Origin of the sequence: Streptomyces sp. NBC_00358, assembly GCF_036099295.1 — a bacterium.
Lineage (GTDB): Bacteria > Actinomycetota > Actinomycetes > Streptomycetales > Streptomycetaceae > Streptomyces.
In genome coordinates this window covers 2,206,382-2,232,100 of sequence record NZ_CP107976.1, presented here as the reverse complement: position 1 = coordinate 2,232,100, position 25,719 = coordinate 2,206,382, and the positions used below count along the sequence as shown (strand labels likewise).

Below are 25,719 nucleotides of genomic sequence, written 5' to 3'. Positions count from 1 at the left end.
GGGCAGAATCGGCGCGATGAGCACCTACCGCGACGCGCTGCCCCGAGCTCTCGGCTCCGGTCGAGCAGGGGGCACCCCGATCGGCTCCGCGCGGGCCACCGTCCTGCGGACCGTGGGGACACGCGAGCGCCGTTCCCATCTGACGGCACCCCGCGTCCCCACCGTCGGCATCGACATCGGTGGCACGAAGGTGATGGCGGGCGTCGTGGACGCCGACGGCAACATCCTGGAGAAGGTCCGCGCCGAGACGCCGGACAAGTCCAAGAGCCCCAAGGTCGTCGAGGACACCATCGTCGAACTGGTGCTGGACCTCTCCGACCGGCACGACGTGCACGCCGTCGGCATCGGCGCCGCCGGATGGGTCGACGCCGAGCGCAACCGCATCCTGTTCGCCCCCCACCTGTCCTGGCGCAACGAGCCGCTGCGTGACCGCCTCGCCGGACGGCTCGCCGTGCCCGTCCTGGTCGACAACGACGCCAACGCCGCCGCCTGGGCCGAGTGGCGCTTCGGCGCCGGACGCGGCGAGGACCACCTCGTGATGATCACGCTCGGTACCGGTATCGGCGGCGCGATCCTGGAGGACGGGCAGGTCAAGCGGGGCAAGTTCGGTGTCGCCGGTGAGTTCGGCCATATGCAGGTCGTGCCCGGCGGCCACCGCTGCCCGTGCGGCAACCGCGGCTGCTGGGAGCAGTACAGCTCCGGCAACGCGCTGGTCCGCGAGGCCCGCGAGCTCGCCGCGGCCGACTCCCCGGTGGCGTACGGGATCATCGAGCACGTCAAGGGCAACATCGCCGACATCACCGGCCCGATGATCACCGAGCTGGCCCGCGACGGCGACGCCATGTGCGTCGAACTCCTCCAGGACATCGGTCAGTGGCTCGGCGTCGGCATCGCCAACCTGGCCGCCGCGCTGGACCCCTCCTGTTTCGTCATCGGCGGCGGCGTCAGCGCGGCCGACGACCTGCTGATCGGCCCCGCGCGCGACGCCTTCCGCCGGCACCTCACGGGCCGCGGCTACCGCCCCGAGGCCCGGATCGCGCGTGCCCAGCTCGGCCCCGAGGCCGGCATGGTCGGCGCCGCCGACCTGGCGCGCCTCGTCGCCCGCCGCTTCCGGCGCGCCAAGCGGCGCCGCGTCGAGCGCTACGAGCGGTACGAGCGCTACGCCGAGTCCCGTCGCACGCCCCAGCAGGAGTCGCTGTGACCGCCTCGCTCCCGCGCCAGGCGTCGCCTCCGGACGAACCGCAGCGGCCGCCGGAGGACCCGCGCCACCGGTTCCGCCGCCGCGCCCTGACCCTGCTGATCATCGTGCTGCTCATCGGCGTACCCGCCGGATACCTGGTGATCTCCGCAGACCAGAGCCGCAACAGCGGCAAGGACAAGGAGGCGAAGTACTCGGCGACCGGCCTCACCGCGGCCTGGCCCTCGCGCGTCCAGCGGCGCCTCTACCAGGTGGCCATGCCCGCCGATTCGACCGAGGTCGCGTACTACGAGACGAACAACTGGAAGACCAGCCGGCTGTACGTCCAGTTCCGCACCACCCGCGCGGGCCTCGACTGGTTCCTCAGGACCGTCGGCACCAGCACCGCCGCCCTGAAGAAGGACCACATCACCATCAACGACCGCAACCAGAAGGTCGTCGGCTGGGAGTTCACGGGCCCCGGCCCCTGGTGGGGACTCGTGCACAAGCAGAAGGATCCGGCGCCGACCCAGGACATCGTGGTGAACGGTGTCGGGACGGACCAGCCCATGGTGTACCTCGTCTCCCGCACGATCCCGTAGCCCGGCCGGCCGGGGCCACGGCCGCCCGCCGCGGCCGTGGGAGCCCGTTGTCAGACCCCGCCCGTAGAGTCGAGGACAACTGATTCGACCGACGGGCGGGAGGTGACCGGGCGTATGCGGGACAGTGTGGACGTGGTGAGCGCGCGGGTGCCCTCCGCGGCCGTGCCATCGGTACGGACGCCATCCGTGTCCGGTGCGGACCCGCGGACGCGGGAGCTCGACCGGCCGTCTTCCGGCCGTCCGCCCTCCGCGCGGCTCGCCGCGGTCTTCCTGCCCGCGCCGCTGCCCCGCGAGGGACGCGTCGCGTTCTGGGACCCCAGCGGTGACCACCTGCCCGCCCCGGACGACGAGGACAACCCTCGGCCGGTGGAGCACCCCGAAGGGCCGGCACCGTCCGCACCCGGCACCGGGACGCCCGGGCGCGAGCACGCCGAACTGACAGTCGTACGACCGCACGGCCGGGGAGTCCGCAGGAGCACCGTCCCCGCGCTGATCCTCCCCCTCGCCGAAGCCCTGCCCCTGCTCGCCGGAGCACGACGGGACCCCGGGTCCCATCCCGCCACCGCCTGCTGGGGTGCCGCCGCCCTGCACGCGCTGCGCCTCGTCGCCCGCGGACGCCTGCTGCCGGGACTCACCCCCGACGGCTTCGACGCCTGGCGAGCGGGCCCGCTGGACCAGGACGACATCGCCCATCTGAGGCAGGTCGCCGCCGCGCTTCCGTACGAGGGACACGCGGTCCCCCTGCCCGGCAAGGGACCGCTCCGGCTGCCCGAGCCCGAGGCGCTGATGCGGTCCTTCCTGGACGCGGTCGCCGACACCCTGCCCCGCACCCCGGCCGCGCCCCACACCTCGGGCAAGCCCTTCGCCGCGCGCGAGCCGCAGCGGCTGCCGGGCGCGCACGACTGGGCCGCCGAGGTCGCCGCGGGCATGGACGCGGGCGTCCGCATCTCGCTGCGTCTGGACCTGTCCGCCCACCAGCTCTTCGACGACGACGAGGGAGCGCGGCGCGCGGGCGCCGCCGTCGTCCAGGTGCACAGCCTCGCCGACCCCACCCTCGTCGTCGACGCGGCCGCCCTGTGGGCGGGGGACGCGGACGCGGTGTTCGGACCCCGCGCCCGCGTCGACGCGGCCCTCGCCGTCCGTCGCGCCGCCCGGGTCTGGCCACCCCTCGACCGTCTGTCCGAACAGGACGCGCCGGATGTGCTCGCCCTCTCCGAGGACGAGCTGTCGGACCTGCTCGGGGTCGTGGCGACCCGGCTCGGAGCGGCCGGTGTCGCCGTGCACTGGCCCCGGGACCTGGCCCACGACCTGAGCGCCGCCGCGGTCGTGCGCCCCGCGCCCGGATCCGCGACCGACGGGACCGGCTTCTTCGAGAGCGAGGAACTCCTCCAGTTCCGCTGGCAGTTGGCCCTCGGCGGAGACCCGCTCAGCGAGGCCGAGATGGACTCCCTGGCCGAGGCCCACCGGCCGGTCGTCCGGCTGCGCGACCAGTGGGTCCTGGTCGACCCCGCCCTCGTCCGCAAGGCCCGCAAGCGGGAACTGGGCCTGCTCGACCCCGTGGACGCCCTCTCCGTCGCGCTCACCGGAACCGCCGAGGTGGACGGCGAGACCGTCGAGGCCGTGCCGGTCGGCGCCCTCGCCGCACTGCGCGACCGCCTCACCGCGGGCGTCACCCCCGTCGAGCCGCCCCCCGGCCTGGACGCCCGCCTGCGGGACTACCAGCTCCGCGGCCTCGCCTGGCTGGACCTCATGACGTCCCTAGGCCTCGGCGGCTGCCTCGCCGACGACATGGGACTCGGCAAGACCGTCACACTCATCGCGCTCCACCTGCGGCGGGCCCGCAGCGAACCGACCCTGGTGATCTGCCCCGCCTCGCTGCTCGGCAACTGGCAGCGGGAGATCACCCGTTTCGCGCCCGGTGTCCCCGTGCGCCGGTTCCACGGCCCCGACCGCACCCTCGACGGTCTCGGAGGCGGCTTCGTCCTCACCACCTACGGCACCATGCGTTCCGCCGCCGCCCAGCTCGCCGACCAGCACTGGGGCATGGTCGTCGCCGACGAGGCGCAGCACGTCAAGAACCCCTACTCGGCGACGGCGAAGGCCCTGCGGACGATCCCGGCCCCGGCGCGCGTCGCCCTCACCGGCACGCCCGTGGAGAACAACCTCTCCGAACTGTGGGCCCTGCTGGACTGGACGACACCCGGACTCCTCGGCCCCCTCAAGTCCTTCCGCGCCCGGCACGCGCGCGCCGTGGAGAACGGCGAGGACGAGGAGGCCGTGGCCCGACTGGCCCGGCTGATCCGCCCGTTCCTGCTCCGCCGCAAGAAGTCCGACCCCGGAATCGTCCCCGAGCTCCCGCCCAAGACGGAGACGGACCACCCCGTCCCGCTCACCCGCGAACAGGCCTCCCTCTACGAGGCGGTGGTCCGCGAGTCCATGCTGGCGATCGAGACCACCGACGGCATCGCCCGCAGGGGACTGGTCCTCAAGCTCCTGACCTCCCTCAAACAGATCTGCAACCACCCGGCCCTGTTCCTCAAGGAGGACGCGCGGGCCGTCGCGCAGGGCCCCTCCGCCCGCTCGGGCAAACTGGCCCTGCTCGACGAGCTGTTGGACACGCTGCTCGCCGAGGACGGCTCCGCGCTGGTCTTCACGCAGTACGTGGGTATGGCCCGCCTCATCACGGAGCACCTGACCGCCCGTGCCGTCCCGGTCGAGCTCCTGCACGGCGGCACACCGGTCGCCGAACGCGAACACATGGTGGACCGCTTCCAGAGCGGGGCGACCCCGATCCTGGTGCTGTCCCTCAAGGCAGCCGGCACCGGTCTGAACCTCACCCGCGCGGGCCATGTCTTCCACTTCGACCGCTGGTGGAACCCCGCGGTCGAGGAGCAGGCCACCGACCGTGCCTACCGCATCGGCCAGACCCAGCCCGTCCAGGTCCACCGCCTCATCACCGAGGGCACGGTGGAGGACCGCATCGCCGAGATGCTCGAAGCGAAGCGGGCCCTCGCCGACGCGATCCTCGGCTCCGGCGAGGCGTCCCTGACGGAGCTGACCGACCGCGAGCTGTCGGACCTCGTATCGCTCCGGAGGCCGGCGTGAGCGGGACCGAGGAGGAGCCGCGCGTGGCGCGAGCAGGAGCCGGTGAACCGGCCGACGGCACCGACGAGCCCCGTCCCGTGACCGGGGAGCGCCCCGCCGACGCGGCCCGTCGCGCGTTGCGCGCCGCGCGGGACAAGGAGCGCGAGGAGCGGGAGCGGCGGGACGGCCGGGAGACGGCGGCGACCGACGAGCACTCAAGTGCCGTGGCCAATACGGGTGTTGCTGGTGGCGCGGGTGCTGTCGGCGGTTCGGGCGCGGGCGCCGGTGCGAGCGCCGCGAGGGAAGCGGTGACCCGCACGTCGTCCATGCCGTCCATGCCGTCCACACCGGTTTCCTCGTCCGGGGTGCCCGCCCCGTCCGAGGCGTCCCGGAGCGCGTCCACCCCCGGGACCAGGCCGAGCGACGCCGCCCGCGAGGCCCTGCGCCGGGCGACCGCGTCGGCGAAGGCCGCGGATACGCCTTCGGACACAGCTTCGGTTACGGGCTCGGACACAGCTTCGGGTACGGGCTCGGGTACGGCTTCGGACACAGCTTCGGTTACGGGCTCGGGCGCAGCTTCGGGTACGGGCTCGGTCACGGGTTCCTGCTCCGGCTCCTGCTCCGGCTCCGGCGCCGGAGCTTCCGCACGGGGTGCGAGCGGCGTGCCGGAATCGTGCGACGCGCCGCTTCCGGCAACCGACGGGGAACCGGACGCGGGCTCGGGTCCGGACCCCGCCGGGGCCTCGGCGGAGCTGGTGGAGGCGACGGAGCCGGTGGAATCGACGGAGGCGGCCGCGACGGACCGTTCCGTCACGGAGGACACGGGGAGTACCCAGCCCGACCACGTCGGCCGGGCCCGCCCGGGTGACATCGCCCGCGAGGCGTTGCGCGCCGCGCGGGACGAGGCGAAGCGGGTCCGGGCGGAAAGTGCGGACGACGCCGGCGGGCGGGCGACAGGGGCCAGGCGCAAGGGAGCCGGCCCCGGGAGCCGCTCCGCCAGGACGTCCTCGGCCGGCTCCCGGGAGCGACGCGGTCCCGTGCGCCCGGTGAGCGCGGAACGGGCATCCCAGGAGCGGGACCTGCGTGATCTGCTCGCGAGTGCCTTCCGCTTGCCCCCCGACGTGGCCGACGTCACCGGGCACCCGTCGGATCCCGCCGACGACACCGGCGAGGCGACGCACGACCGGGACCACGACCTGGCCGCGGACCTCGCGCGGCCGGTGCGCCCCGGGCCCGAGCGGGAGACATCGGCGCTCCCCGAGCCGTTCGCCCCCGGCTCCCTCGACCCCGAGCCCTTCCTGCCCGCGCGCCCGCGGCCGGGAGACCCCGCGGCGACCGCTCGCTCCATGGCGTCCCCCGGCCGCGACGGAGAGTTGCGCCGCACGTTCCCCGCCTTCCCGGCGCGGGTCCGGGAGGCCGGTGGGTTCGCGGAGACCTGGTGGGGCAACGCGTGGGTCACGGCGCTGGAGGAGGGGGCGCTGGACGCGGCACGCCTGGCGCGCGGGCGGACGTACGCCGGACAGGGGTACGTCGACGCCATCACCGTCACCCCCGGGCTCGTCCTCGCGTATGTGCACGGCAGCCGACCGCGGCCGTACCGCGTCCAGGTCAGGGTGCGGACCCTGACCGACGACGACTGGGACCGCTTCCTCGACGCCGCCGCCGACCGGCCCGGACACATCGCCGCGCTGCTCGACAAGGAGATGCCCAGGTCGCTCGCGGACTGCGGTGTCGAACTGCTCCCCGGCCCAGGCGAACTCGAACCGCACTGCAGCTGCCCCGACTTCGGGCACCCCTGCAAGCACGCGGCCGCGCTCTGCTACCAGACGGCCCGGCTGCTGGACCAGGACCCGTTCGTCCTGTTCCTGTTGCGCGGCCGCGGCGAGCGCGAGCTGCTCGACGCGCTGTCCCGGCGCAACGCCGCCCGAGCGGCCCGTGCCGCCCAGGACCGGGATCCGGCACCCCTTCCCGGGGTGCGGGCCCGCGACGCCCTCGCGCGTCGCGTGCTGCCCGCGCTCCCCGCTCCGCTGCCGCCGCCCGCGCACCCCGGGCAACCGCCGACGTATCCGGGGGCGCCGGGCGGCCCGGACCCGTTCGCGCTCGACCAGTTGGCCACGGACGCGGCCGCCCGCGCGCACGCCCTGCTCACGTCGGGCCGCGATCCCGTCGCGGACCTGACCCTCTGGCAGGACGCGGTGCGCCTCGCCGCGGCCCGGCCGGGTTCGGGTCTCACGGCCGCCACCCGCGCCCTGTACTCCTCCCTCGCCTCCGCGACCGGCCGCACCCCGGCCGATCTGGCTCGGGCGGTCGCGGCCTGGCGGCAGGGCGGGTTCGAGGCGCTCAGTGTCCTCGAAGAGGTGTGGGACCCTCCGGCGGGCCGGTTCGACCGGGCCCGGCCGCTGCTGATGGCCGCCGACTTCCCGGCCTTCCGCCCCTGGCGCAACCACCTCACCCACCCGCGTGGCCACGCCCAGCTCCGCCTCGGCCGCAACGGCCTGTGGTACGCCTACGAGTCCGAGCCCGGCCACGACGACTGGTGGCCCCGGGGCACCCCCGACCTCGACCCGGTCGGCGCCCTGACGGGCCTCGGCGCGCCGGGCGAACTCTGAGTGCCCGGGCTCCGGTGAGCCGGGGTGGATTCCGAGGCGGACAGGCTTCCCGAGCCGAGCCGAGCCGAGCCGGTCCGAGCCGAGCCGGTCCGAGCCGAGCCGAGCCGTGCCGGTCCAAGCCGGTCCGAGCCGTATCGGTCCGCGTCGTGCCGGTCCGGTTCGAGTCGGCACGTGCGGTGGCACGAGCGTTCGACCACGGTGTGAATACATGTGGTGACCCCGTGTGGGCGGCGTGGACGAACGGGCCCCATTTCCGCCCGGACGGGCCTGGAAGCTAGCGTGGGGAGGTGAGTGAGACGAACACCCCTGCCCTCCAGTACCGCGTCGACGGCCCGGAAGACGCTCCGGTTCTCATACTCGGACCTTCGCTCGGCACCACCTGGCACATGTGGGACAGGCAGGTCCCGGAGCTCGCACAGAGCTGGCGGGTCTTCCGCTTCGACCTGCCTGGACACGGCGGAGCCCCCGCGTATCCCGCCGGATCGGTCGCCGAACTCGCCGGGCGGCTGCTCGCCACGCTCGACCGGCTCGGTATCCAGCGATTCGGGTACGCCGGCTGCGCGTTCGGCGGGGCCCTCGGCATCGAACTGGCGCTGCGCCGGCCGGAGCGGGTCGCCTCCCTCGCGCTGATCGCCGCGTCGCCCCGCTTCGGCACGGCCGACGAGTTCCGGCAGCGCGGAGTGATCGTGAGGTCGAACGGCCTCGACCCGATCGCCCGTACCTCGCCCGAACGCTGGTTCACGAGCGGTTTCGCCGCCGCCCAGCCCGCGATCACCGAGTGGGCCGTACAGATGGTGCGCACCACCGACCCCGGCTGCTACATCGCGGCCTGCGAGGCGCTCGCCGCCTTCGACGTGCGGACCGAACTGGGCATGGTGGGAGTGCCCACCCTCGTCCTGGCCGGCTCCGACGATCAGGTCACCGGGCCCGCGGAGGCGCGCACGCTGGTCGCCGGGATACCGGACGCCCGCCTCGCGGTCGTCCCCGGTGCCTCGCACCTGGTTCCCGTGGAGCAGCCCGCCGCCGTCACGGATCTGCTGGTGCGGCATTTCTCCGGCGCCTGGCAGCCCGCGTTCGACTCGACATCCGGCCAGCTGGCGATCCAGGCCGCCCCGGCGTACCCCGTGCCGGCCGCCCCGCCGCCGGTCGCGCCCTTCGCCGAGATCGCCCCGGCCCCGGTACCGCCCGAGACCATGGGGCGGCCCGATCCCTACGACATCGGGATCAAGGTGCGCCGCGAGGTGCTCGGGGACGCGCATGTCGACCGGGCGCTGGCCTCGGCGGACGAGTTCTCCGGGGACTTCCAGGAGTTCGTCACCCGGTACGCGTGGGGCGAGATCTGGGACCGGCCCGGACTGGACCGGCGCTCGCGCAGCTGTGTCACGCTCACCGCCCTGGTCGCGGGCGGCCATCTCGACGAGCTCGCCTTCCACACCCGTGCCGCGCTGCGCAACGGTCTCACCCCGGTGGAGATCAAGGAGGTGCTGCTCCAGACGGCCGTGTACTGCGGTGTCCCGGCCGCCAACAGCGCCTTCAAGGTGGCGCAGCAGGTCATCCGGGAGGAGACCACGCCCCAGGAGTGATCTTGAGCCTGGTAGTGGGAGCACCCTTCTCGACAGCCCTCCCCGGCGTCGAGAAGGGGGAGGATGGACCCATGAAGCTCACGAAGAAGTCGCACGCCTGCATTCGGCTCGAGAAGGACGGGCGTGTGCTCGTCATCGACCCGGGGACCTTCACGGAGGAGGACGCGGCCGTCGGAGCGGAGGCGATCCTGGTCACGCACGAGCACCTCGACCACTTCAACGAGGATCGCCTCCGGGCCGGCATGGAGGCCAACCCGGCGGCCGAGATCTGGACCCTGCGGTCGGTGGCGGAGAAGGTCTCCGCCGCCTTCCCCGGCCGGGTGCACACCGTCGGCCACGGTGACACGTTCACCGCCGCCGGCTTCGACGTCCAGGTGCACGGCGAACTGCACGCCGTGATCCACCCCGACATCCCGCGCATCACCAACGTCGGCTATCTCGTCGACGGCGGCCGGGTCTTCCACCCCGGTGACGCGCTCACCGTCCCCGACCAGCCGGTCGAGACGCTGATGCTCCCGGTGATGGCCCCCTGGAACAAGATCTCCGAGGTCATCGACTACGTCCGCGAGGTCAAGCCGCAACGGGCGTACGACATCCACGACGCCCTGCTCACGGACCTCGCCCGGCCGGTCTACGACGGTCAGATCGGTGCTCTCGGCGGCTCCGAGCATCTGCGGCTCGCACCGGGAGCGTCGGCGGAGATCTGAGCCGCCCGTCAGGAACCCCGGGTCCTCCCGCGCTGTCCCTGCGGCGGCCGGGTGCCGTGTGCGGAACCGTTGTCGTACCCGCCCGGTAGGTTGTGAGGCATGCGCATCGCCACCTGGAACGTGAACTCGATCACCGCCCGTCTCCCGAGGCTGCTGGCCTGGCTGGAGAGCAGCGGCACGGACGTGCTCTGCCTCCAGGAGGCCAAGGTCGCCGCCGAGCAGTTCCCGACCGAACCGCTGCGCGAGCTGGGCTACGAGGCCGCCGTGCACGCCACGGGACGGTGGAACGGAGTGGCGGTGATCTCCCGGGTCGGCCTGGAGGACGTGGTCAGGGGCCTGCCCGGCGACCCCGGGTACGAGGGCGTGGAGGAGCCCCGGGCCGTCTCCGCGACCTGCGGCCCGGTGCGCGTCTGGTCGGTGTACGTGCCGAACGGCCGCGAGGTGGACCACGCCCACTACGCGTACAAGCTCCAGTGGTTCGAGGCCCTGCGGGCCGCGGTGGCGGGCGACGCGGCGGGTGGCCGGCCGTTCGCGGTCCTCGGCGACTACAACGTGGCGCCCACGGACGACGACGTCTACGACGTGGCCGCCTTCGAGGGCCTGACCCATGTCACTCCCGCCGAGCGCGCCGCGCTGGCCGCCCTGCGCGGGGAGGGCCTGACGGACGTGGTCCCGCGCCCCCTCAAGTACGACCACCCGTTCACGTACTGGGACTACCGTCAGCTCTGCTTCCCGAAGAACCGGGGTATGCGCATCGACCTCGTCTACGGGAACGCGGCGTTCTCGACGGCGGTGAAGGACGCGTACGTCGACCGCGAGGAGCGCAAGGGCAAGGGTGCCTCGGACCACGCGCCGGTCGTCGTCGACCTGGACGTCTAGGACCTGTCCGGCGAGCGGGGAGACCGTGCCACGTTGAGATCCGCGGATGACGGGCGTCCTCCGCGGGGGTGCGGCTCGCCCCGCCGGGGAAGGAGTAGGGCGAGGTCCGGAATCGACACGACCCGCCCCGCCAATCGGCCGATTCCGCGACCACGTGCCGCAAGATGCATTTTGTCCATGCCGGGAACGCGGAGCTCCGGTGATCGCACCCCACGGAGAGGCCGGTCATGAACATCCCCTTCTTGGACAAATGGCGCAGTCGGTATCCCGTGCGGCGGGACCGGCCCCTCGCCGTCGCCTTCGAGGACGATCCGGCTGGTGTCGCCGAGTTGCTCTCGGAGTGTGGACTGCTCCGCTCCCAGGCCGCGGCCGTCGGCCTCGAACTGGACGACACCCCGGCCTCGTTGGTGGCGCTCGATCAGCTCCTGCCGCTCTGGCGCGAGGACCCCGAGGCGCTGCCCTGGCTCGGCAACGACGCAGGTCTCTACCTCGGCACGGTCGTCGTGCGCACGGTGCCGGGTGCCGCCTGGCACGTCTGGCCCGGCGGCAGTCCGGCGGTCAGGCTCCCCTCGGGCCGGGAGATCCCGGTCGTCGAGGCCGGGCTCGACTGGGCCGTGCAGGGCGTCCCCGAGCTGTCCCAGATGTACGCCGAGGCCGCGGAGGCCTGAAGCGCCCCCGGGGGCTCCCACGGGAGGCCCGGGACGGCCGTCGATCCGTTGATCGAGCCGCACGACGTGAACGAGTACTTCGGGGAGCCGCGTGTTCCGCAGGGCGTCGACCTCGCGGTCGGCAAGGGGGAGTAACTCGTGAGCGCCGACCCCCCGAGGACCGCCGGCCCCCCGAGGACCGCCGGCCCCCCGAGGACGGACCGCCCGCACCGGACCGCCCGCCCGGCCAGGCGCCCGTCCCTGGCCGGATCTCCAACTGCCGCGTGAGGCAAAGGACTCGGCGCCCGCACCCGCCCCTGCGGAAGCGGGCGTACGAGCGTGCCCTCCGCTGAACCTCCTGGAGCCGCGGACACGGATCGGCCCGACGTCCTTCCCGTACGAGGGGTTCCTTCGCGCTGGGAAGCTGATCGGGCCGATCCTCGACTACGATTTGCCGTTCATCCCCGTGGTGACGGTGATCTCGCCGATCCGCATCGGGATGTGTGTGCCGTTCTCGTGGTCCGCCCCTGGGCGTCCCGGTGGGAGTGGCGCAGTCCCGAGACCGAGGCCGTGGACGTGGCTCCGGCCGCACCAGGGACGCTGCTGCCGGGTGGGGTTCCCCCCACAGCCCCGACACCGTAGGGGGAGCAGCAGCTCACAGGGCCAGGCCCGGCCGGCGGCAGCCGGAGATCACTGCTCGCGCAGGGGCACCGACACGTAGGACGGGTCGTGCTCCGGCGAAGAGAAGGTCAGCTGCGCGCCGGACGGGTTGTGCTCGATGTAGAGCGGGTCCACCGTGTCGACGACCAGGGCGAGACGATGCCCGGCCGGGACGTCGTAGGCCGTGGAGAACAGGTCCAGGTCCACACCGAACGGCTCGCCGGGCGTCCGCCCGTGGAAGGTGTACGGCGCGTTGCTGACCAGCTTGCCGAGGCCGAACGGGCCCACGTCGTAGAGGTAGGCGATGAGCGTGCCGCTCTCCTTGGTGGCGGTGACCGTGGTGTGCAGCCTTGCGGTGCCGCGTATGTGCTGGGCGCTCGCGTACCTCTCCGACTGCCACACCGCGGCCCAGTAGCGTGGCAGCAGCGGGATCGAGGCCATCGGCGGAATCCGGGCCAGCTGGTCGAGGATGCTCGACAGGAAGATGACCCCGCCGTCCGCGCCCGAGTCGACGTTCGTGTGGATCCGGGTGGTGCCGCCGAGGGGGATCCTCCGCGTGGTCGCGCCGACCGACTTCCAGTCCGGATAGCCCTCGTAGCCGTCCGTGGAACGGGACTTGAGCCGCACCGGCTGTTCGCGGTCGACGCCGTTGTCCTTGCCCGCCAGATAGTGGTCGAACCAGCGGCCGGTGTCGGTCCACACGTCGTTCGGGAGTCCCAGCAGGCCGGTGATCTCCGGGGTGGCGTGGTCGCCCGGACGGAGCTCCAGCCGCTTGGGCCCGGTCAGCTCCCCGTAGAACTTCGCGTACTGGTTGGGCGAGAAGACCGTGTCGCCCCAGGCGTTGGCCATGAAGACGGCGGCGCCGTTCTTGTTCAGCTCGTCGACGTAGGTCTCGGGGGAACGTTTCTTCCCCCAGGCGATCAGATTCTGCTCGTTCGCCGGGTCCGCCGAGAAGAAGTCCTTGAACACCTGCTGGGTCTCGGCGCTGGGGCGGCCGACGATGTTTCCGACGCCGTCCAGGAGGGCGGCCGCCTGGACGTGTTCGGTGCGCCCGGAGTAGATCGACTCGGTCAGGTCCGCCCAGCCGCTCAGGGCCGCGACCGCCTTGATGCGCTTGTCGTGCGCGGCGGCGAGCAGGCTGATCCCGGCGCCGTACGAGACGCCCGCCACGCCGATCTTCCGCGGATCGGCCGGGGTGTGGGCGAGCGCCCAGTCGATCACCCTGGACACGTCGGCGGTGTCGTGCGGGCCCGCGACGTCGATCTCGCCGCCCGACTGCCAGAAGCCCCGCACGTTGTAGCCGACCACCACATAGCCGGAGTCCGCGAGCTTCTGGGCCTGTGCGAGGTACTCGACCTGCGGCAGCCCCCAGCTCGTGGGCAGGACGATGAGCGGGTAGGCGCTGGTGCCGTCCGCTCCCGCCGGGGTGACGACGTTGGCCTTGAGGATCGTGCCGCCGTCGCCCGAGATGTCGACGAAGCGGACACTGTTCGTGCTGCCGGAGGCCTGGGCGGCGGGCGCCAGGCCCAGACCCGCCGCCGCGATCAGCGTCGCGGAGACGGCGCCGACGGCGGATGTGCGCAGTGCCTTGCGACCGTGTCCCAACGGGTCACCCCTCACTCGGTTCAGTGCAAAGTGACCCGACGGTAACCTCGTCGGCGTACTCGAAGTAACCCGTCGGTAAGTTACGTGCGAGTAACGATTGTTGAAGTGTTCATTTCGATCAGCCGAAACCTCGCCGGGACAAGTCCGCGCGGACGGCCGGAAAGTGACGGCACGTCAGAGAAGCCGGGCGGTAAGCGAGGTCAGGCGTCGTTCGATTCGGGTGTCGGGCGCCGACGCGGCCGAGCCGTGGCCGGTGTCGCCGAGGACCCCGCGCCCTTCTTGGCTCCCGAGGCCGTCTCCGGCTCCGGGGGAGTCGGCAGCGGGGTCTGGGCGGCGCGGGTGACGTCCGCGACGACCTCGACGACATCGGGGCCGTACGCCTGGGAGTTGACGACCTTCAGGAGCAGGACGAAGCTGCTGCCCCCGTGCTTGCGGGCGAGGCGTGTGTGGTTGCGGGCGAGATAGCGGGTCGCCGCCTGGTTGGTGATCGCGCGCTGGCCGCAGAAGAGGAAGACCGGTCTCACGTCACGGCTCTGGCCCGCGGTGAGCCGGGCGAGGATCACGTACTCGGCCTTGCCGGGATCCAGGCGGTAGCGCTCGCTGCCGATCTGGAAGGCGCCCCGGTCGGGCCCGGGTTCGGAGTCGACGTTGACGTGGACACCGGGCAGCAGGGAGTGCAGGTGCGCGGCCATACGCCGGTTCGAGGCCGGCCCGCCCACGCAGAACTCCGTCCGCTCCCCGAATCCCTGCTGGGTCGCGTCGTGCGCTATGACCTGGGCGTGCGCGCCGCAGTCCTTGATCAGCGCGGACAGTTCGAGGAGTGCGAACACGTCGTGGCGCATCACCGTGAGCTCGGGTCCGCCCGCCTCGCGGTTCACCACCAGCAGCGACTCGGAGTTGTCGGGCAGTCCGAAGAACGCCTGCTTGCGGCGGAGCCTGCGCCGCCACAGATAGGTGCGGGCGAGCCAGCCGAGCGCGGCACTGATGCCGGCCGCCAGGACGCCGAGAACGATGTTGCGCACGTCGTCAGTCATGTGCGCGCATGCTAGCGGGCTCACGGAACCGTGTTCGAGGGGGCCTGACGCGCGCATGGCGGTGAAGTTACGCTGCGCAGACTGCTGTTGACTGGAGGTACGGATGCGACGCCCACTTGCGCGGAATCTGACGGTCCTGGCGGTTTCGGCCGCGACGGTATTAGTGGGAGCGGCGGCGCCACCCGGGGCGCCGGCCGCGGGTCCGGTCGCGAGGGCGTCCGTGGCGAAGGTACCCGTCGCGGTCGGCTCCGGAGGTGCCGTGGCGAGCGTCGACGCGGACGCCTCGGCCGCCGGCATCGAGGTGCTGAAGAAGGGCGGCAACGCCGTCGACGCGGCCGTCGCCACGGCGGCGGCCCTCGGCGTCACCGAGCCCTACTCGTCCGGCATCGGCGGAGGCGGCTACTTCGTCTACTACGACGCCAAGTCCCGTACGGTGCACACGATCGACGGACGCGAGACGGCACCCCTGACCGCCGACTCCGGGCTGTTCCTGGAGAACGGCCGGCCGCTCGCCTTCGCGGACGCCGTCACCAGCGGCCTGAGCGTGGGCACACCGGGCACGTCCGCCACCTGGCAGACCGCCCTGGACTCCTGGGGCAGCGAGCGCCTGGGCAGCGTCCTCAAGCCGGCCGAGCGCATCGCCCGCGACGGCTTCACGGTCGACGCGACGTTCCGCTCGCAGACGGAGTCGAACCAGGACCGCTTCAGGAACTTCCCCGACACGGCGAAGCTCTTCCTGCCCGGAGGCTCGCTGCCGGCCGTCGGATCGACCTTCAGGAACCCCGATCTCGCGCGCACGTACGAGGAGTTGGGCAGGAAGGGCACGGGCGCGGTCTACGGCGGCGACCTCGGCCGGGACATCGTCGCCACGGTCGACAAGCCGCCCGTGGACCCCGCGTCCGGCTACGACGCCCGGCCCGGCAAGCTGTCCCTGAAGGATCTCGCGGTGTACCGGGCGAAGCGCCAGGCGCCCACCCGGACCTCGTACCGCGGACTGGACGTCTACTCGATCGCGCCGTCCTCCTCCGGCGGTACGACCGTCGGTGAAGCGCTCAACATCCTGGAGAGGACGGACCTCTCGAAGGCGAGCGAGGCGCAGTACCTGCACCGCTACATCGAGGCGAGCCGGATCGCGTTCGCGGACCGGGGCCGCTGGGTGGGCGATCCGGCCTTCGAGGACGTCCCCACCAAGGGCCTGCTGTCGCAGCGGTACGCGGACGGCCGGGCCTGCCTCATCAAGGACGACGCCGTGCTGACGAGCCCGCTCGCGCCGGGCGACCCGAGCAGCCCCGCCGCCTGCGGCACCACCGGGACGGCCGCCCCGACGACGTACGAGGGGGAGAACACGACCCATCTGACGGTGGCCGACAAGTGGGGCAACGTCGTCGCCTACACGCTGACCATCGAACAGACGGGCGGCAGCGGCATCACCGTCCCGGGACGCGGCTTCCTCCTCAACAACGAACTGACGGACTTCTCGTTCACGCCGGCCAACCCGGCGGTGCACGACCCCAATCTGCCGGGTCCCGGCAAGCGCCCGCGCTCGTCGATCTCGCCGACCATCGTGCTCGACCGGAACGGCAGGCCCGTCGTGGCGCTCGGTTCGCCGGGCGGAGCGAGCATCATCACGACCGTCCTGCAGACTCTGACCGAGTTCGTCGACCGGGGGCTCCCGCTGGTCGACGCCATCGCGGCGCCACGCGCCAGCCAGCGCAACACCGCCCAGACCGAGCTCGAACCCGGTCTGTACGACAGCCCGTTGAGGGCGCGGCTCGAAGCCATCGGCCACTCCTTCAAGGTGAACCCGGAGATCGGCGCGGCCACGGGCGTCCAGCGCCTCGCGAACGGCACCTGGCTGGCCGCGGCGGAGAAGGTCCGGCGCGGCGGAGGATCGGCCATGGTGGTGCGGCCCACTCCGTAGCGCTCCTGCCGCGGGGCAGGAACACCCCTCCGCCCCGCGGCAGTCGACGGCCGGGCGGTCAGCGTGCCGTCAGGATGCGGGGGCCCGAGTCCGTGATGGCCACCGTGTGCTCCGCGTGGGCCGCCCGGGAGCCGTCGTTGGTGCGCAGTGTCCAGCCGTCGGGGGCCTCGTGATAGCCGTCCGTGCCGCCGCCGATGAGCATCGGCTCGATGGCGAGGACCATCCCGTGCCGCAGTCGCAGTCCGCGGCCGGGACGGCCCTCGTTCGGGACCGGGGGGTCCTCGTGCATCCGGCGGCCCACGCCGTGCCCGCCGAAGCCCTCCGGGATGCCGTACCCCGCCGCGCGGCACACGGTGCCGACGGCGTGCGCGATGTCCCCGATGCGGTTGCCGACGACGGCCGCCTCGATACCCGCGGCCAGGGCCCGCTCGGCGGTCTCCACGAGCCGCACGTCGGCGGCGCGCGGCTTGCCGACGATGAAGCTGATCGCCGAGTCGCCCACCCAGCCGCCCAGTTCGGCGCCGAAGTCGATGGAGACCAGGTCGCCGTCGCGCAGTCGGTCGCGGGTCGGGATGCCGTGCACGATCGCCTCGTTCACGGAGGCGCAGATGACCGCGGGAAAGGGCGTGGGCGCGAAGGAGGGGCGATAGCCGAGGAAGGGCGACGTCGCGCCCGCCTCACGCAGGACCTGGTGCGCCACCTCGTCCAGTTCCAGAAGGGAGACGCCCACGTCGGCGGCCTCCCGCACCGCCGTGAGCGCCCGGCCCACGACCTGGCCGGCCGCGTGCATCTCGTCGATCGATGTATCCGTCTTCAGTTCCACCATGCCAATTATTATACCGGTATTAGAATGGGCCCATGGTGCGAACCCCCCTGACCCCCGAAGAGCGCGAGCGCGGCGAGCGGCTCGGCCGGATGCTGCGTGAGGCCCGCGGCGGCCGCAGCATGACGGACATCGCCGGGGTGGCCGGGATCTCCGCGGAGACCCTGCGCAAGATCGAGACCGGGCGGGCACCCACGCCCGCCTTCTTCACGGTCGCGGCGCTCGCACGGGCCCTCGGGCTCTCGATGGACGACCTCGTCGTGCGATGTGCCCTGGTGCCGGTGGTCTGACGGTTTCGCGGGTTCACCGGTCACCGGTCGCGGGTGACGGGTGACGGGTGACGGGTGACGGGTGACGGGTCACCGGTCGTGGGTGATGGCGAGGCGGTCCCGCTTCTTCAAGGAATTGTTGAATTCTCGAAACAACCTCTTGTCGTCTACGCGCGTAGTCACTAGCCTCCGGCCATGTCGAACATCAACGCCCGCTCCGGCGTGGAGATTTCGAAGGAGCCACCGCTCGGTGAGGCGGGGCTTTCCAGCCGTACGGAGCCCACGGCCGGCCACGGACGTCGCGCGCGCAAGGTCGTACGGCTCGTCTGCACCGACCTCGACGGCACCCTGCTCGACTCGGCCGGCGTCATCCGCGAGCGCACGCTGGGCACGCTGGCGGAGGCGGGGAGGGCCGGTGTCGCCGTGGTGGGGGTGACCGGACGGCCCGTCCGGGACACCCTGGAACTGGCCCGGCGCTACGGGCTCACCGGCCCCGTGGTGTGCGGCAACGGCGCGATGACCGTCGACGTCGCGTCGGGGCGGCTGCTGGACTGCCGGGGGTTCGGCCCCGGCGACGCGGCGGGGATCCTGCGCGCGCTGCGGGACGCGGTGCCCGGCATCGCGGCGGGGGTCGACTCGGTGTCCGGGCTCCGGCTGGAGGCGGCCTTCGTGCGGCTGGTGCCGAACCCGTGGCGCCATGTGCCGCTGGAGGGCGGGTCCGCACCCGAGGGCGGAGAGCCGGTCGCCAAGATCCTCGTCGCCCACCCGATGCTGCTGGTGGACGAACTGGCCGCGATGCTCGCGGCGGTCGTCGGTGACCGCGCGGTGATCACCAGGTCCGCCGGTGGCTTCCTCGAACTGTCCGCCCCCGGCGTCGACAAGGGCGAGGCCCTGCGCCTGCTCGCCGAGCGGCGCGGAATCCCGTTGGAGCACACCGCCGCCGTCGGTGACATGCCCGACGACCTCCCGATGCTGCGCGTGGCCGGGCTCGCCGCCGCCGTCGCCAACGCCCACGAGGAGACCCTGCGGGCCGCCGACATCGTGCTGCCCAGCAACGACGACGAAGGCGTGGCCGCCCTCATCCGGCTCGTCCTGCCCCGTGCCGTGGCGGGGGAGGCGCGCCGCATCTGAACCCGCGCGAGCGCCGCCGCCCCGGGGCGGGTTCGGGCGGTCGGCCTCCCGGGTTCGGGCGGTCGTCGTCCCCGGGTCCGGGCGGTCGGGCGGCTCGGGCCGGGCGCTCGCCCGCTCCGGCGTTCGGTGCGCTCGAACGGGCGTGCGTCGATGTGTTCGTCGCTGAGGGCTCTGCGAAAACTCCCCGTAGTCGATCCGTAACACGGCTGGTGTTTTCTATCGGGCCGGAGTACTCACGTCGGGCGGGGAGTTGGGTGATGGCTGTAGAACAACTCCCGGGACAGGTACAGGAGTTCGCGAAGTACCTGAACGGGCTGGTGGCGCGACTCGACCAGGGGGGCGGCTGGTGCGGAGTCTTCTGGCAACGTGATCCGGACGGTATGCGCGCGTGTCTCGACGGCTGGGAAGTGCCGCCCTGGGACGTCGTGGAGGCGCTTCTCCAGGACGTCGCCGCGGAGTACGGGGAGCGTGCGGCCGCCCAGGAGACCGAACGGGCCCGTGTACTGCACGAAGCCTCGCTGGCCGCGTACGACACCCGTCCGGGCGGCCGGGACGCCCTCGGTGACCGCCTCGACGTCATGCTCCGCGAACAGCGCTATGCCGCCGAACGCCAGGCCGAACTGAGCAGGCTCCTTCCCTCGGCGGCCTCCCGGGAAGAGGCCGAGGCGATCCGCCTGGACCTCGCCTGGGCTCAGGACGATCACGAACGCGCCACCGCCCGCTGCACCGAACTGCGCCGTCGCATGGCCGACTTCGACCGCAACGCCCTGCCCGCCCGTGCCCCGGGTTCGCTGACCCGTCCGGCCCCCGCCGCCGGGGGAGGCGCATGGACGCGGCAACCGGAGGACTGGGCGGACCCGTTCGAACCGGTCCCGTTCGAACCCCGTGCTTTCGAACCGGCCCCGTCCGTACCGCTCCCGCCCGAGCCGGAGGCGCCTCAGTGGGGCCCATCCGAACGGGGAGGCGCCCGGCGCGCCCCGGAGTCCGGCATGCCGGGCGTGCACCCGGGCGCGGACCGAGGTGCACACTCCGGCGCGCGGACAGGCGTCGGCCACGGTACGCACCCCGGCGCGCGTGACGTCGGCGCCGGCTCCGGCGTCCGGCCCGCGACCCCCGGCCCGGGACCGAACCCCGGCACCCACGCGAGGGTCCCCGAACAGACAGCTCCCTGGTCTCCGCCGAAGGGCCACGCGTCGGACGGTGAGGCTGGTCGACCGTCTCCGCCGTCGGGTCACGCGGCGGGCGGTGGGGCGGGCTCCTGGTCTCCGCCGTCGGACCGTACGTGGGACGGTGAGGCAGGTTCATGGCCTCCGCCGCCGCGTCACGCGGCGGGCGGTGCAGCGGTACCCGGGTCCCCCTTGGCGGGCCACTCGCCGGGCGGCGAGGGGATGCCGGGATCCGCCCGCACGGATTCCGTGCCGGGCGGTGACGCCGAGTCCGCGTCCCCCGTGCCCGCGCCGATGGACGGCCGCGGCAGGACGGCGCCCCGCGGCACGGCCCCCAGGCAGCGATCCAAGCGACGCCCGCGTGGCAGCGCCCGCTTCGCCGGGATGGCGGAGCCGGACGCCGCGCCCATGGCCGTACCGGAGGCGGCACGGGTGCTGCCCGCCGCGCCCGAGCCCGGCAGGCGCACTCCGCGTGGCGCGCGCTTCGCGGGAGGCGCCGAGGAACCCGCGCCCATGGCCGTACCGGAGGCGGCACCGGTGCTGCCCACCGCGCCAGAGCCCGGCAGGCGCACTCCGCGTGGCGCGCGCTTCGCGGGAGCCGCCGAAGAACCTGCGCGCCCCCGGACGGAGGCCGAACCGCCGGACGACGACGCGCGGCGGCTCATCACGGACATCGTCGGGACGCTGACGCGGCTGCGGAGCGAGGGGCGCAGCGGCGAGGCGCACGCGCTGCTCGCCGAAGCGGCGTACTGGCCCCCCGCGCGCCTTCCCCTGCTCGCCGCCGAACTCCACCGCGCCGGCCTCGACGCGGACTGGGCCGGCCTGCTCTGGGAGTCGGCCTCCCTGCCCGCCGACCGGCTGGTGGCGGCGGCCGACGCCCTCACCGCAGCCGGCCGCACCGATGACGGGCGGCAGATGCTGCGCCAGGGGGTCACCCGGCCCGCACCCGAGATCGGGGCCGCCGTGCTCGGTCTCGCCGACGAGGGCCGCGGGCGCGAGATCGGCGCGCTTCTCGACGCGTACGTCCGGGTGCGCACCCCGGAGGAGGCCGCCCGCAGCGCCGAGACGGACCCGCACCGGCTCGTACCGCTCCTCCTGCGGGCGGCCCGGAGCGTGTCCGACGAGTGTCACTGGGACCTGGTCCATGCCTTACGGGTCGCCGGCTTCGCCGCGTGACCGTCCGTCCGTCCGGCCGCGCCCGCCCGCCGCCCGGTCGCGCTTGCGGCACGCCCGCCGTCCGGCTGTGCCTGTCACGCGCCCGCCGTCCGGCTGTGCCTGTCACGCGCCCGCCGTCCGGCTGTGCCTGTCACGCGCCCGCCGTCCGGCTGTGCCTGTCACGCGCCCGCCGTCCGGCTGTGCCTGTCACGCGCCCGCCGTCCGGCTGTGCCCGCCGCGTGCCCGCCGTCCGGCCGCGCCTGCCGCGTGCCCGCCGTCTGGCTGTGCCCGCCACCGGGCCGCGTCTGCGGCCCGCCCGCCACCGGGCCGCGTCTGCCGTCCGCTCGCGCCCGCGCACCGGGGCCGTACCGGACCGCACCGGGCAGGCCAATCTGCCCGCGCCCGCGCACCCACACGGCCGCGCCCGCCCGCGCACCCCTTGCCCACGGCCCTCTTCCACGGCCCGTGGACCCCCGTCGCGGACCGCGGCGCGCGCGAGTGCCGGGGTCCCCCGATCGGCCCCACCGTCCGGACTCGGCGGCCACGTCACTCACCCGTGGGGGTCAGAAACGTGATCGACTCAGCGGGTTAACGACGATGGTCTTGGCAAGGCTGTCCGGGGGGCTTACTTTCGAGCCTCTACAGCCTTTGTCTACGGGCGTAGAGGCTCTCTGACGTCCCGTCGAAGGAGCAGCTCATGGCCAACGTCGTACGTGCCGCCCTGGTCCAGGCCACCTGGACCGGGGACACCGCATCCATGGTCGCCAAGCACGAGGAGCACGCCCGCGAGGCGGCCCGGCAGGGTGCCAAGGTCATCGGATTCCAGGAAGTCTTCAACGCCCCCTACTTCTGCCAGGTCCAGGAGCCGGAGCACTACGGCTGGGCGGAACCGGTCCCCGACGGGCCCACCGTCACCCGTATGAAGGAGCTCGCGCGCGAGACCGGCATGGTGATCGTCGTCCCCGTGTTCGAGGTCGAGCAGTCCGGCTTCTACTTCAACACGGCGGCGGTGATCGACGCCGACGGCACGTACCTCGGCAAGTACCGCAAGCACCACATCCCGCAGGTGAAGGGCTTCTGGGAGAAGTACTACTTCAAGCCCGGCAACCTCGGCTGGCCCGTCTTCGACACGGCCGTCGGCCGGATCGGCGTCTACATCTGCTACGACCGGCACTTCCCCGAAGGCTGGCGTCAGCTCGGCCTGAACGGCGCCCAGCTCGTGTACAACCCCTCCGCCACCTCCCGCGGCCTCTCCGCCCATCTCTGGCAGCTGGAACAGCCCGCCGCGGCCGTCGCCAACGAGTACTTCATCGCCGCGATCAACCGGGTCGGGCAGGAGGAGTACGGCGACAACGACTTCTACGGGACCTCGTACTTCGTCGACCCGCGCGGACAGTTCGTCGGCGAGACGGCGAGCGACAAGGCTGAGGAACTCATCGTCCGGGACCTGGACTTCGACCTCATCGAGGAAGTACGCCAACAGTGGGCGTTCTACCGCGACCGGCGTCCCGACGCCTACGAAGGGCTGGTGCAGCCATGACCGACCTGTACGCCCGCCACCAGGCCGTCCTGCCCGACTGGCTCGCCCTCTACTACGAGGACCCGATCGAGATCACGCACGGCGAGGGCCGCCACGTCTGGGACGCCGAGGGCAACAAGTACCTCGACTTCTTCGGCGGCATCCTCACCACGATGACCGCTCACGCCCTGCCCGAGGTGACGAAGGCGGTCAGCGAGCAGGCCGGCCGGATCATCCACTCCTCGACGCTCTACCTCAACCGGCCGATGGTCGAACTCGCCGAGCGCGTAGCCCACTTGTCGGGCATTCCGGACGCCCGCGTCTTCTTCACCACCTCCGGCACCGAGGCCAACGACACGGCCCTGCTGCTCGCCACCGCCCACCGGCGGAGCAACCAGATCCTGGCCATGCGCAACAGCTACCACGGCCGGTCGTTCAGCTCGGTCGGGATCACCGGCAACAAGGGCTGGTCACCCACCTCCCTGTCCCCCCTCCAGACGCTGTACGTGCACGGCGGCGTCCGCACCCGCGGCCCCTACGCCGACCTCGACGACAAGGCGTTCGTCGCCGCCTGTGTCGAGGACCTCCGGGACCTGCTCGGCCATGTGCGCCCGCCGGCGGCGCTGATCGCCGAACCCGTCCAGGGCGTCGGCGGCTTCACCGCACCGCCCGACGGCCTGTACGCGGCCTTCCGCGAGGTCCTCCAAGAGCACGGTGTCCTCTGGATCTCCGACGAGGTGCAGACGGGCTGGGGCCGCACCGGCGAGCACTTCTGGGGATGGCAGGCGCACGCCGCCTCCGGCCCGCCCGACATGCTCACCTTCGCCAAGGGCATCGGCAACGGCATGTCCATCGGCGGTGTGGTCGCCCGCGCCGAGATCATGAACAGCCTCGACTCCAACTCCATCTCGACCTTCGGCGGTTCACCGGTCACCATGGCGGCGGGGCTGGCGAACCTCACCTACCTCCTCGAACACGACCTCCAGGGCAACGCCCGGCGCGTCGGCGGCCTGCTCCTCGAACGGCTCCGCGCGATCGGCGCCCAACTCGGCTGCGTACGCGAGGTACGCGGGCGCGGACTGATGATCGGCGTCGAACTGGTCCGGCCCGGCACCGACCGAGCGAACCCCGAAGGGGCCGCGGCCGTACTCGAAGCGGCCTGCGAGGAAGGCCTGTTGATCGGCAAGGGCGGCGGTCACGACACCAGCGTGCTGCGCATCGCCCCGCCGCTGTCCCTCACCGTCGCGGAGGCGGAGGAGGGTGCGGCGATCCTTGAACGCGCCCTGAGGCGGGCCCAGTAACAGATCGTGAGCAAGGGCGACGAGCCGAAGGGGCGCCCGGTGCCGAAGACGTCGGCGCGCGAAGGCCCGAAGGGCCGGGTGCGCGTCGGGTCCCCGACACCGGACGCAGCGCTCCGGAGGCTGACGAGCCACGGAAAAAGGGGAACGCCGCCATGACCACCGCCTTGGAACCCGCCCTGTCGGTCCGCCAGGTCCTCGCCCTGGACCGGGTGCTCGCCGGAGAGCCCGAGGTGGTGGCCGGGGCCGGCCACCTCGACCGCTTCGTCCGCTGGGTGCATGTCGCCGAGGCCGCCGACGTGGGCGTGATGCTCAGCGGCGGCGAAATGGTCCTCACCACGGGGGTGTTGCTCGCGGGAGACCCTGACGCCCAGGCCGAGTACATCCGCTCGCTGCACCGCGCCGAGGCGGCGGCCGTCGTCCTCGGCCTCGGCCGGGCCTTCCCCGCGCCCCCGGACGTGATGCGCCGGGCCGCCGAACGCTGCGGACTCCCCATGGTGGTGCTCCACCGGCCCTTCCCCTTCGCGGAGTTGACGGAGGAGGTCCAGTCCCGGCTGGTGCGGAGCAAGTTCGCCGCCGTGAGCCTCTCCGAGGCCGTACGCACCGCGCTCACCGGGCTCATCACCACCGGCGCCCCCCTCCAGCGCATGCTCGACGAGATCGCCGTGCACGCCGGATGCCCCGTCGTCGTCACCAACCTCGCCCACCGGGTCCTGGCCACCGCAGGTGAACGCTCCGCCGTCGACGACGTGTTGCGCGACTGGGACCGGATCGCCAGGCAGGCGGGCGGCAGCGAGGGCGACGGATGGATCCGCGCCGAACTGGGCGGACGGGGGGAGAGATGGGGCCGCATCGTGCTGTGCGGCCACCGCGGTGACGCGGCGACCGGACGGCTGCTCGCCGACCGTGCCGCCGAGGCCCTGGTCCTGCACCGCATGCTCGGCGGCTCCGCCCACACCTGGGAGGAGGAGTCCGCGCAGGGCCTGCTGACCGACCTGGTGAGCGGAGTCGTACCGGCCCGCCAGCTTCTGCCGCGAGCGCGGGCCGCCGGACTGCCCGTCAACCGCCGCACCTTCGTGCCCCTGGTGGTGCGGGACGGCGACGCGGCCCAACTCGACCGTGTGCTACGCCTGCTGGGGCTGCCCGGGCTCGTCGCCGAGCTGTCCGACGGAGCGACCGCCCTGCTGCTCAGCCTCGCCCGCGACCAGGACGCGGACGCCCTGGCCGCGCACTTCGCCCTGCGGCTGCGGCACGAGACCGGAGTGCCCACCACCGTGGCCGCCGCCGGAGCCCGTACCGCCTGGGACGACGTCCCCGCCGGACTGCGCGAGGCCCTGCATGTCGCCGAGGCCGCCGCCGACGCACCCGCCGACCAGGACCGGCCCGCGCTGGTGCGGCTGCGGGACGTCCATCTGCGCGGCCTCGTACGGCTGTTGCGGGACGATCCGCACGTCCAGTCGTTCGCGGAACGGGAACTCGACGGGCTGCTCTGCGGGGCACGGGCGGACCCGCGGCTGCTGCCCGTCCTGCGGACCTACCTCGCCACCGGACGCAACAAGTCGCGCACCGCCCAGCTCCACCATGTCAGCCGGCCCGCGCTCTACCGCCGCCTGGAACTCATACAGGAGCGGCTCGGTGTCGACCTCGACGACTTCGAGCAGGCCGCGTCCGTCCACATCGCCCTGCTCGCGCACGACGCACAACAACGGTGACGACCGACGGGCAACCGCGGTGAAACACACGACGACCCGGCTGAAACACGGAACGACGCGGAGGTGACACCGTGGAACGGCACAGTGCTTCGGACGTGACACGGTGCAACTCAAAGGGCGCGTCCGGGATTCCTAAGC

General features: G+C 73.0%; 18 protein-coding genes and 1 pseudogene. 16 read left to right on the top strand and 3 right to left on the bottom strand.

Annotated elements, in window-relative coordinates; genetic code table 11:
* Positions 1–16 precede the first annotated feature (16 nt).
* The 9 genes and pseudogenes from OHT01_RS09290 to OHT01_RS09250 all read left to right on the top strand — a co-directional run.
* Positions 17–1,201: an ROK family glucokinase gene (locus OHT01_RS09290; RefSeq protein WP_328552651.1), complete on the top strand. Its 1,185-nt coding sequence runs from the start codon at positions 17–19 to the stop codon at positions 1,199–1,201.
* On the top strand, positions 1,198–1,779 hold the full coding sequence (locus tag OHT01_RS09285) for a sugar kinase (protein ID WP_328552650.1): 582 nt from the start codon (positions 1,198–1,200) through the stop codon (positions 1,777–1,779). The genes OHT01_RS09290 and OHT01_RS09285 overlap by 4 nt, the downstream gene beginning before the upstream one ends.
* Before the next feature lie 114 nt (positions 1,780–1,893).
* A complete protein-coding gene (locus OHT01_RS09280; protein ID WP_328552649.1) occupies positions 1,894–4,884 on the top strand; it encodes a DEAD/DEAH box helicase in 2,991 nt (996 codons plus the stop codon).
* A gap of 305 nt (positions 4,885–5,189) precedes the next feature.
* On the top strand, positions 5,190–7,472 hold the full coding sequence (locus tag OHT01_RS09275) for an SWIM zinc finger family protein (protein WP_443043519.1): 2,283 nt from the start codon (positions 5,190–5,192) through the stop codon (positions 7,470–7,472).
* Positions 7,473–7,759: 287 nt separating this feature from the next.
* Complete coding sequence (pcaDC, locus tag OHT01_RS09270; RefSeq protein WP_328552647.1) at positions 7,760–9,055, top strand: bifunctional 3-oxoadipate enol-lactonase/4-carboxymuconolactone decarboxylase PcaDC; 1,296 nt, start codon at positions 7,760–7,762, stop codon at positions 9,053–9,055.
* Positions 9,056–9,126: 71 nt separating this feature from the next.
* Positions 9,127–9,762 carry an MBL fold metallo-hydrolase gene (locus OHT01_RS09265; RefSeq protein ID WP_328552646.1) on the top strand — a complete coding sequence of 212 codons (636 nt, stop codon included), beginning with the start codon at positions 9,127–9,129 and terminating at the stop codon, positions 9,760–9,762.
* Between the two features lie 99 nt (positions 9,763–9,861).
* On the top strand, positions 9,862–10,641 hold the full coding sequence (locus tag OHT01_RS09260; RefSeq protein WP_328552645.1) for an exodeoxyribonuclease III: 780 nt from the start codon (positions 9,862–9,864) through the stop codon (positions 10,639–10,641).
* A gap of 227 nt (positions 10,642–10,868) precedes the next feature.
* Positions 10,869–11,309, top strand: coding sequence for a DUF6278 family protein (locus tag OHT01_RS09255; protein WP_328552644.1), 441 nt, complete (start codon positions 10,869–10,871; stop codon positions 11,307–11,309).
* Between the two features lie 376 nt (positions 11,310–11,685).
* Positions 11,686–11,930: pseudogene (locus OHT01_RS09250) on the top strand (amino acid ABC transporter permease); the annotation flags it as partial.
* A 48-nt stretch (positions 11,931–11,978) separates the two neighbouring features.
* On the opposite strand, the gene OHT01_RS09245 reads toward OHT01_RS09250, so the two are convergent.
* Both OHT01_RS09245 and OHT01_RS09240 read right to left on the bottom strand, forming a co-directional pair.
* Positions 11,979–13,553, bottom strand: a complete 1,575-nt coding sequence (locus OHT01_RS09245; RefSeq protein ID WP_328552643.1) for a CocE/NonD family hydrolase — start codon at positions 13,551–13,553, stop codon at positions 11,979–11,981.
* 200 nt (positions 13,554–13,753) lie between these two features.
* A complete protein-coding gene (locus OHT01_RS09240; RefSeq protein ID WP_328552642.1) occupies positions 13,754–14,587 on the bottom strand; it encodes a hypothetical protein in 834 nt (277 codons plus the stop codon).
* A 103-nt stretch (positions 14,588–14,690) separates the two neighbouring features.
* On the opposite strand from OHT01_RS09240, the gene ggt reads away from it, so the two are divergent.
* The gene (gene ggt, locus OHT01_RS09235) at positions 14,691–16,508 is read left to right on the top strand and encodes a gamma-glutamyltransferase (protein WP_328552641.1); all 1,818 of its coding nucleotides are present in this window, start codon (positions 14,691–14,693) and stop codon (positions 16,506–16,508) included.
* A 58-nt stretch (positions 16,509–16,566) separates the two neighbouring features.
* Here the strand turns inward: ggt and map are convergent, their stop codons facing one another.
* Positions 16,567–17,334 (bottom strand): type I methionyl aminopeptidase, encoded by a 768-nt coding sequence (gene map / locus OHT01_RS09230; RefSeq protein WP_328552640.1) that lies wholly within the window; start codon positions 17,332–17,334, stop codon positions 16,567–16,569.
* 32 nt (positions 17,335–17,366) lie between these two features.
* On the opposite strand from map, the gene OHT01_RS09225 reads away from it, so the two are divergent.
* The 6 genes from OHT01_RS09225 (at position 17,367) to OHT01_RS09200 (ending at position 25,581) form a co-directional block, all read left to right on the top strand.
* The gene (locus tag OHT01_RS09225; RefSeq protein WP_328552639.1) at positions 17,367–17,621 is read left to right on the top strand and encodes a helix-turn-helix domain-containing protein; all 255 of its coding nucleotides are present in this window, start codon (positions 17,367–17,369) and stop codon (positions 17,619–17,621) included.
* Positions 17,622–17,795: 174 nt separating this feature from the next.
* Positions 17,796–18,731 carry an HAD family hydrolase gene (locus OHT01_RS09220; protein WP_328552638.1) on the top strand — a complete coding sequence of 312 codons (936 nt, stop codon included), beginning with the start codon at positions 17,796–17,798 and terminating at the stop codon, positions 18,729–18,731.
* A gap of 257 nt (positions 18,732–18,988) precedes the next feature.
* Positions 18,989–21,073 (top strand): hypothetical protein, encoded by a 2,085-nt coding sequence (locus OHT01_RS09215; protein ID WP_328552637.1) that lies wholly within the window; start codon positions 18,989–18,991, stop codon positions 21,071–21,073.
* Between the two features lie 676 nt (positions 21,074–21,749).
* Complete coding sequence (locus tag OHT01_RS09210) at positions 21,750–22,592, top strand: nitrilase-related carbon-nitrogen hydrolase (RefSeq protein ID WP_328552636.1); 843 nt, start codon at positions 21,750–21,752, stop codon at positions 22,590–22,592.
* Positions 22,589–23,872: an aspartate aminotransferase family protein gene (locus OHT01_RS09205; protein ID WP_328552635.1), complete on the top strand. Its 1,284-nt coding sequence runs from the start codon at positions 22,589–22,591 to the stop codon at positions 23,870–23,872. The genes OHT01_RS09210 and OHT01_RS09205 overlap by 4 nt, the downstream gene beginning before the upstream one ends.
* A gap of 152 nt (positions 23,873–24,024) precedes the next feature.
* The gene (locus tag OHT01_RS09200) at positions 24,025–25,581 is read left to right on the top strand and encodes a PucR family transcriptional regulator (RefSeq protein ID WP_328552634.1); all 1,557 of its coding nucleotides are present in this window, start codon (positions 24,025–24,027) and stop codon (positions 25,579–25,581) included.
* Positions 25,582–25,719 lie beyond the last annotated feature (138 nt).

What these genes read in the sequence shown, in the direction of transcription:
- OHT01_RS09290 (WP_328552651.1), top strand. Translation starts at nt 17, where the DNA reads ATGAGCACCTACCGCGACGCGCTGCCCCGAGCTCTCGGCTCCGGTCGA.
- OHT01_RS09280 (WP_328552649.1), top strand. Translation starts at nt 1,894, where the DNA reads ATGCGGGACAGTGTGGACGTGGTGAGCGCGCGGGTGCCCTCCGCGGCC.
- OHT01_RS09275 (WP_443043519.1), top strand. Translation starts at nt 5,190, where the DNA reads ATGCCGTCCATGCCGTCCACACCGGTTTCCTCGTCCGGGGTGCCCGCC.
- OHT01_RS09265 (WP_328552646.1), top strand. Translation starts at nt 9,127, where the DNA reads ATGAAGCTCACGAAGAAGTCGCACGCCTGCATTCGGCTCGAGAAGGAC.
- OHT01_RS09260 (WP_328552645.1), top strand. Translation starts at nt 9,862, where the DNA reads ATGCGCATCGCCACCTGGAACGTGAACTCGATCACCGCCCGTCTCCCG.
- OHT01_RS09255 (WP_328552644.1), top strand. Translation starts at nt 10,869, where the DNA reads ATGAACATCCCCTTCTTGGACAAATGGCGCAGTCGGTATCCCGTGCGG.
- OHT01_RS09240 (WP_328552642.1), bottom strand. Translation starts at nt 14,587, where the DNA reads ATGACTGACGACGTGCGCAACATCGTTCTCGGCGTCCTGGCGGCCGGC.
- ggt (WP_328552641.1), top strand. Translation starts at nt 14,691, where the DNA reads ATGCGACGCCCACTTGCGCGGAATCTGACGGTCCTGGCGGTTTCGGCC.
- map (WP_328552640.1), bottom strand. Translation starts at nt 17,334, where the DNA reads ATGGTGGAACTGAAGACGGATACATCGATCGACGAGATGCACGCGGCC.
- OHT01_RS09225 (WP_328552639.1), top strand. Translation starts at nt 17,367, where the DNA reads ATGGTGCGAACCCCCCTGACCCCCGAAGAGCGCGAGCGCGGCGAGCGG.
- OHT01_RS09220 (WP_328552638.1), top strand. Translation starts at nt 17,796, where the DNA reads ATGTCGAACATCAACGCCCGCTCCGGCGTGGAGATTTCGAAGGAGCCA.
- OHT01_RS09215 (WP_328552637.1), top strand. Translation starts at nt 18,989, where the DNA reads ATGGCTGTAGAACAACTCCCGGGACAGGTACAGGAGTTCGCGAAGTAC.
- OHT01_RS09210 (WP_328552636.1), top strand. Translation starts at nt 21,750, where the DNA reads ATGGCCAACGTCGTACGTGCCGCCCTGGTCCAGGCCACCTGGACCGGG.
- OHT01_RS09205 (WP_328552635.1), top strand. Translation starts at nt 22,589, where the DNA reads ATGACCGACCTGTACGCCCGCCACCAGGCCGTCCTGCCCGACTGGCTC.
- OHT01_RS09200 (WP_328552634.1), top strand. Translation starts at nt 24,025, where the DNA reads ATGACCACCGCCTTGGAACCCGCCCTGTCGGTCCGCCAGGTCCTCGCC.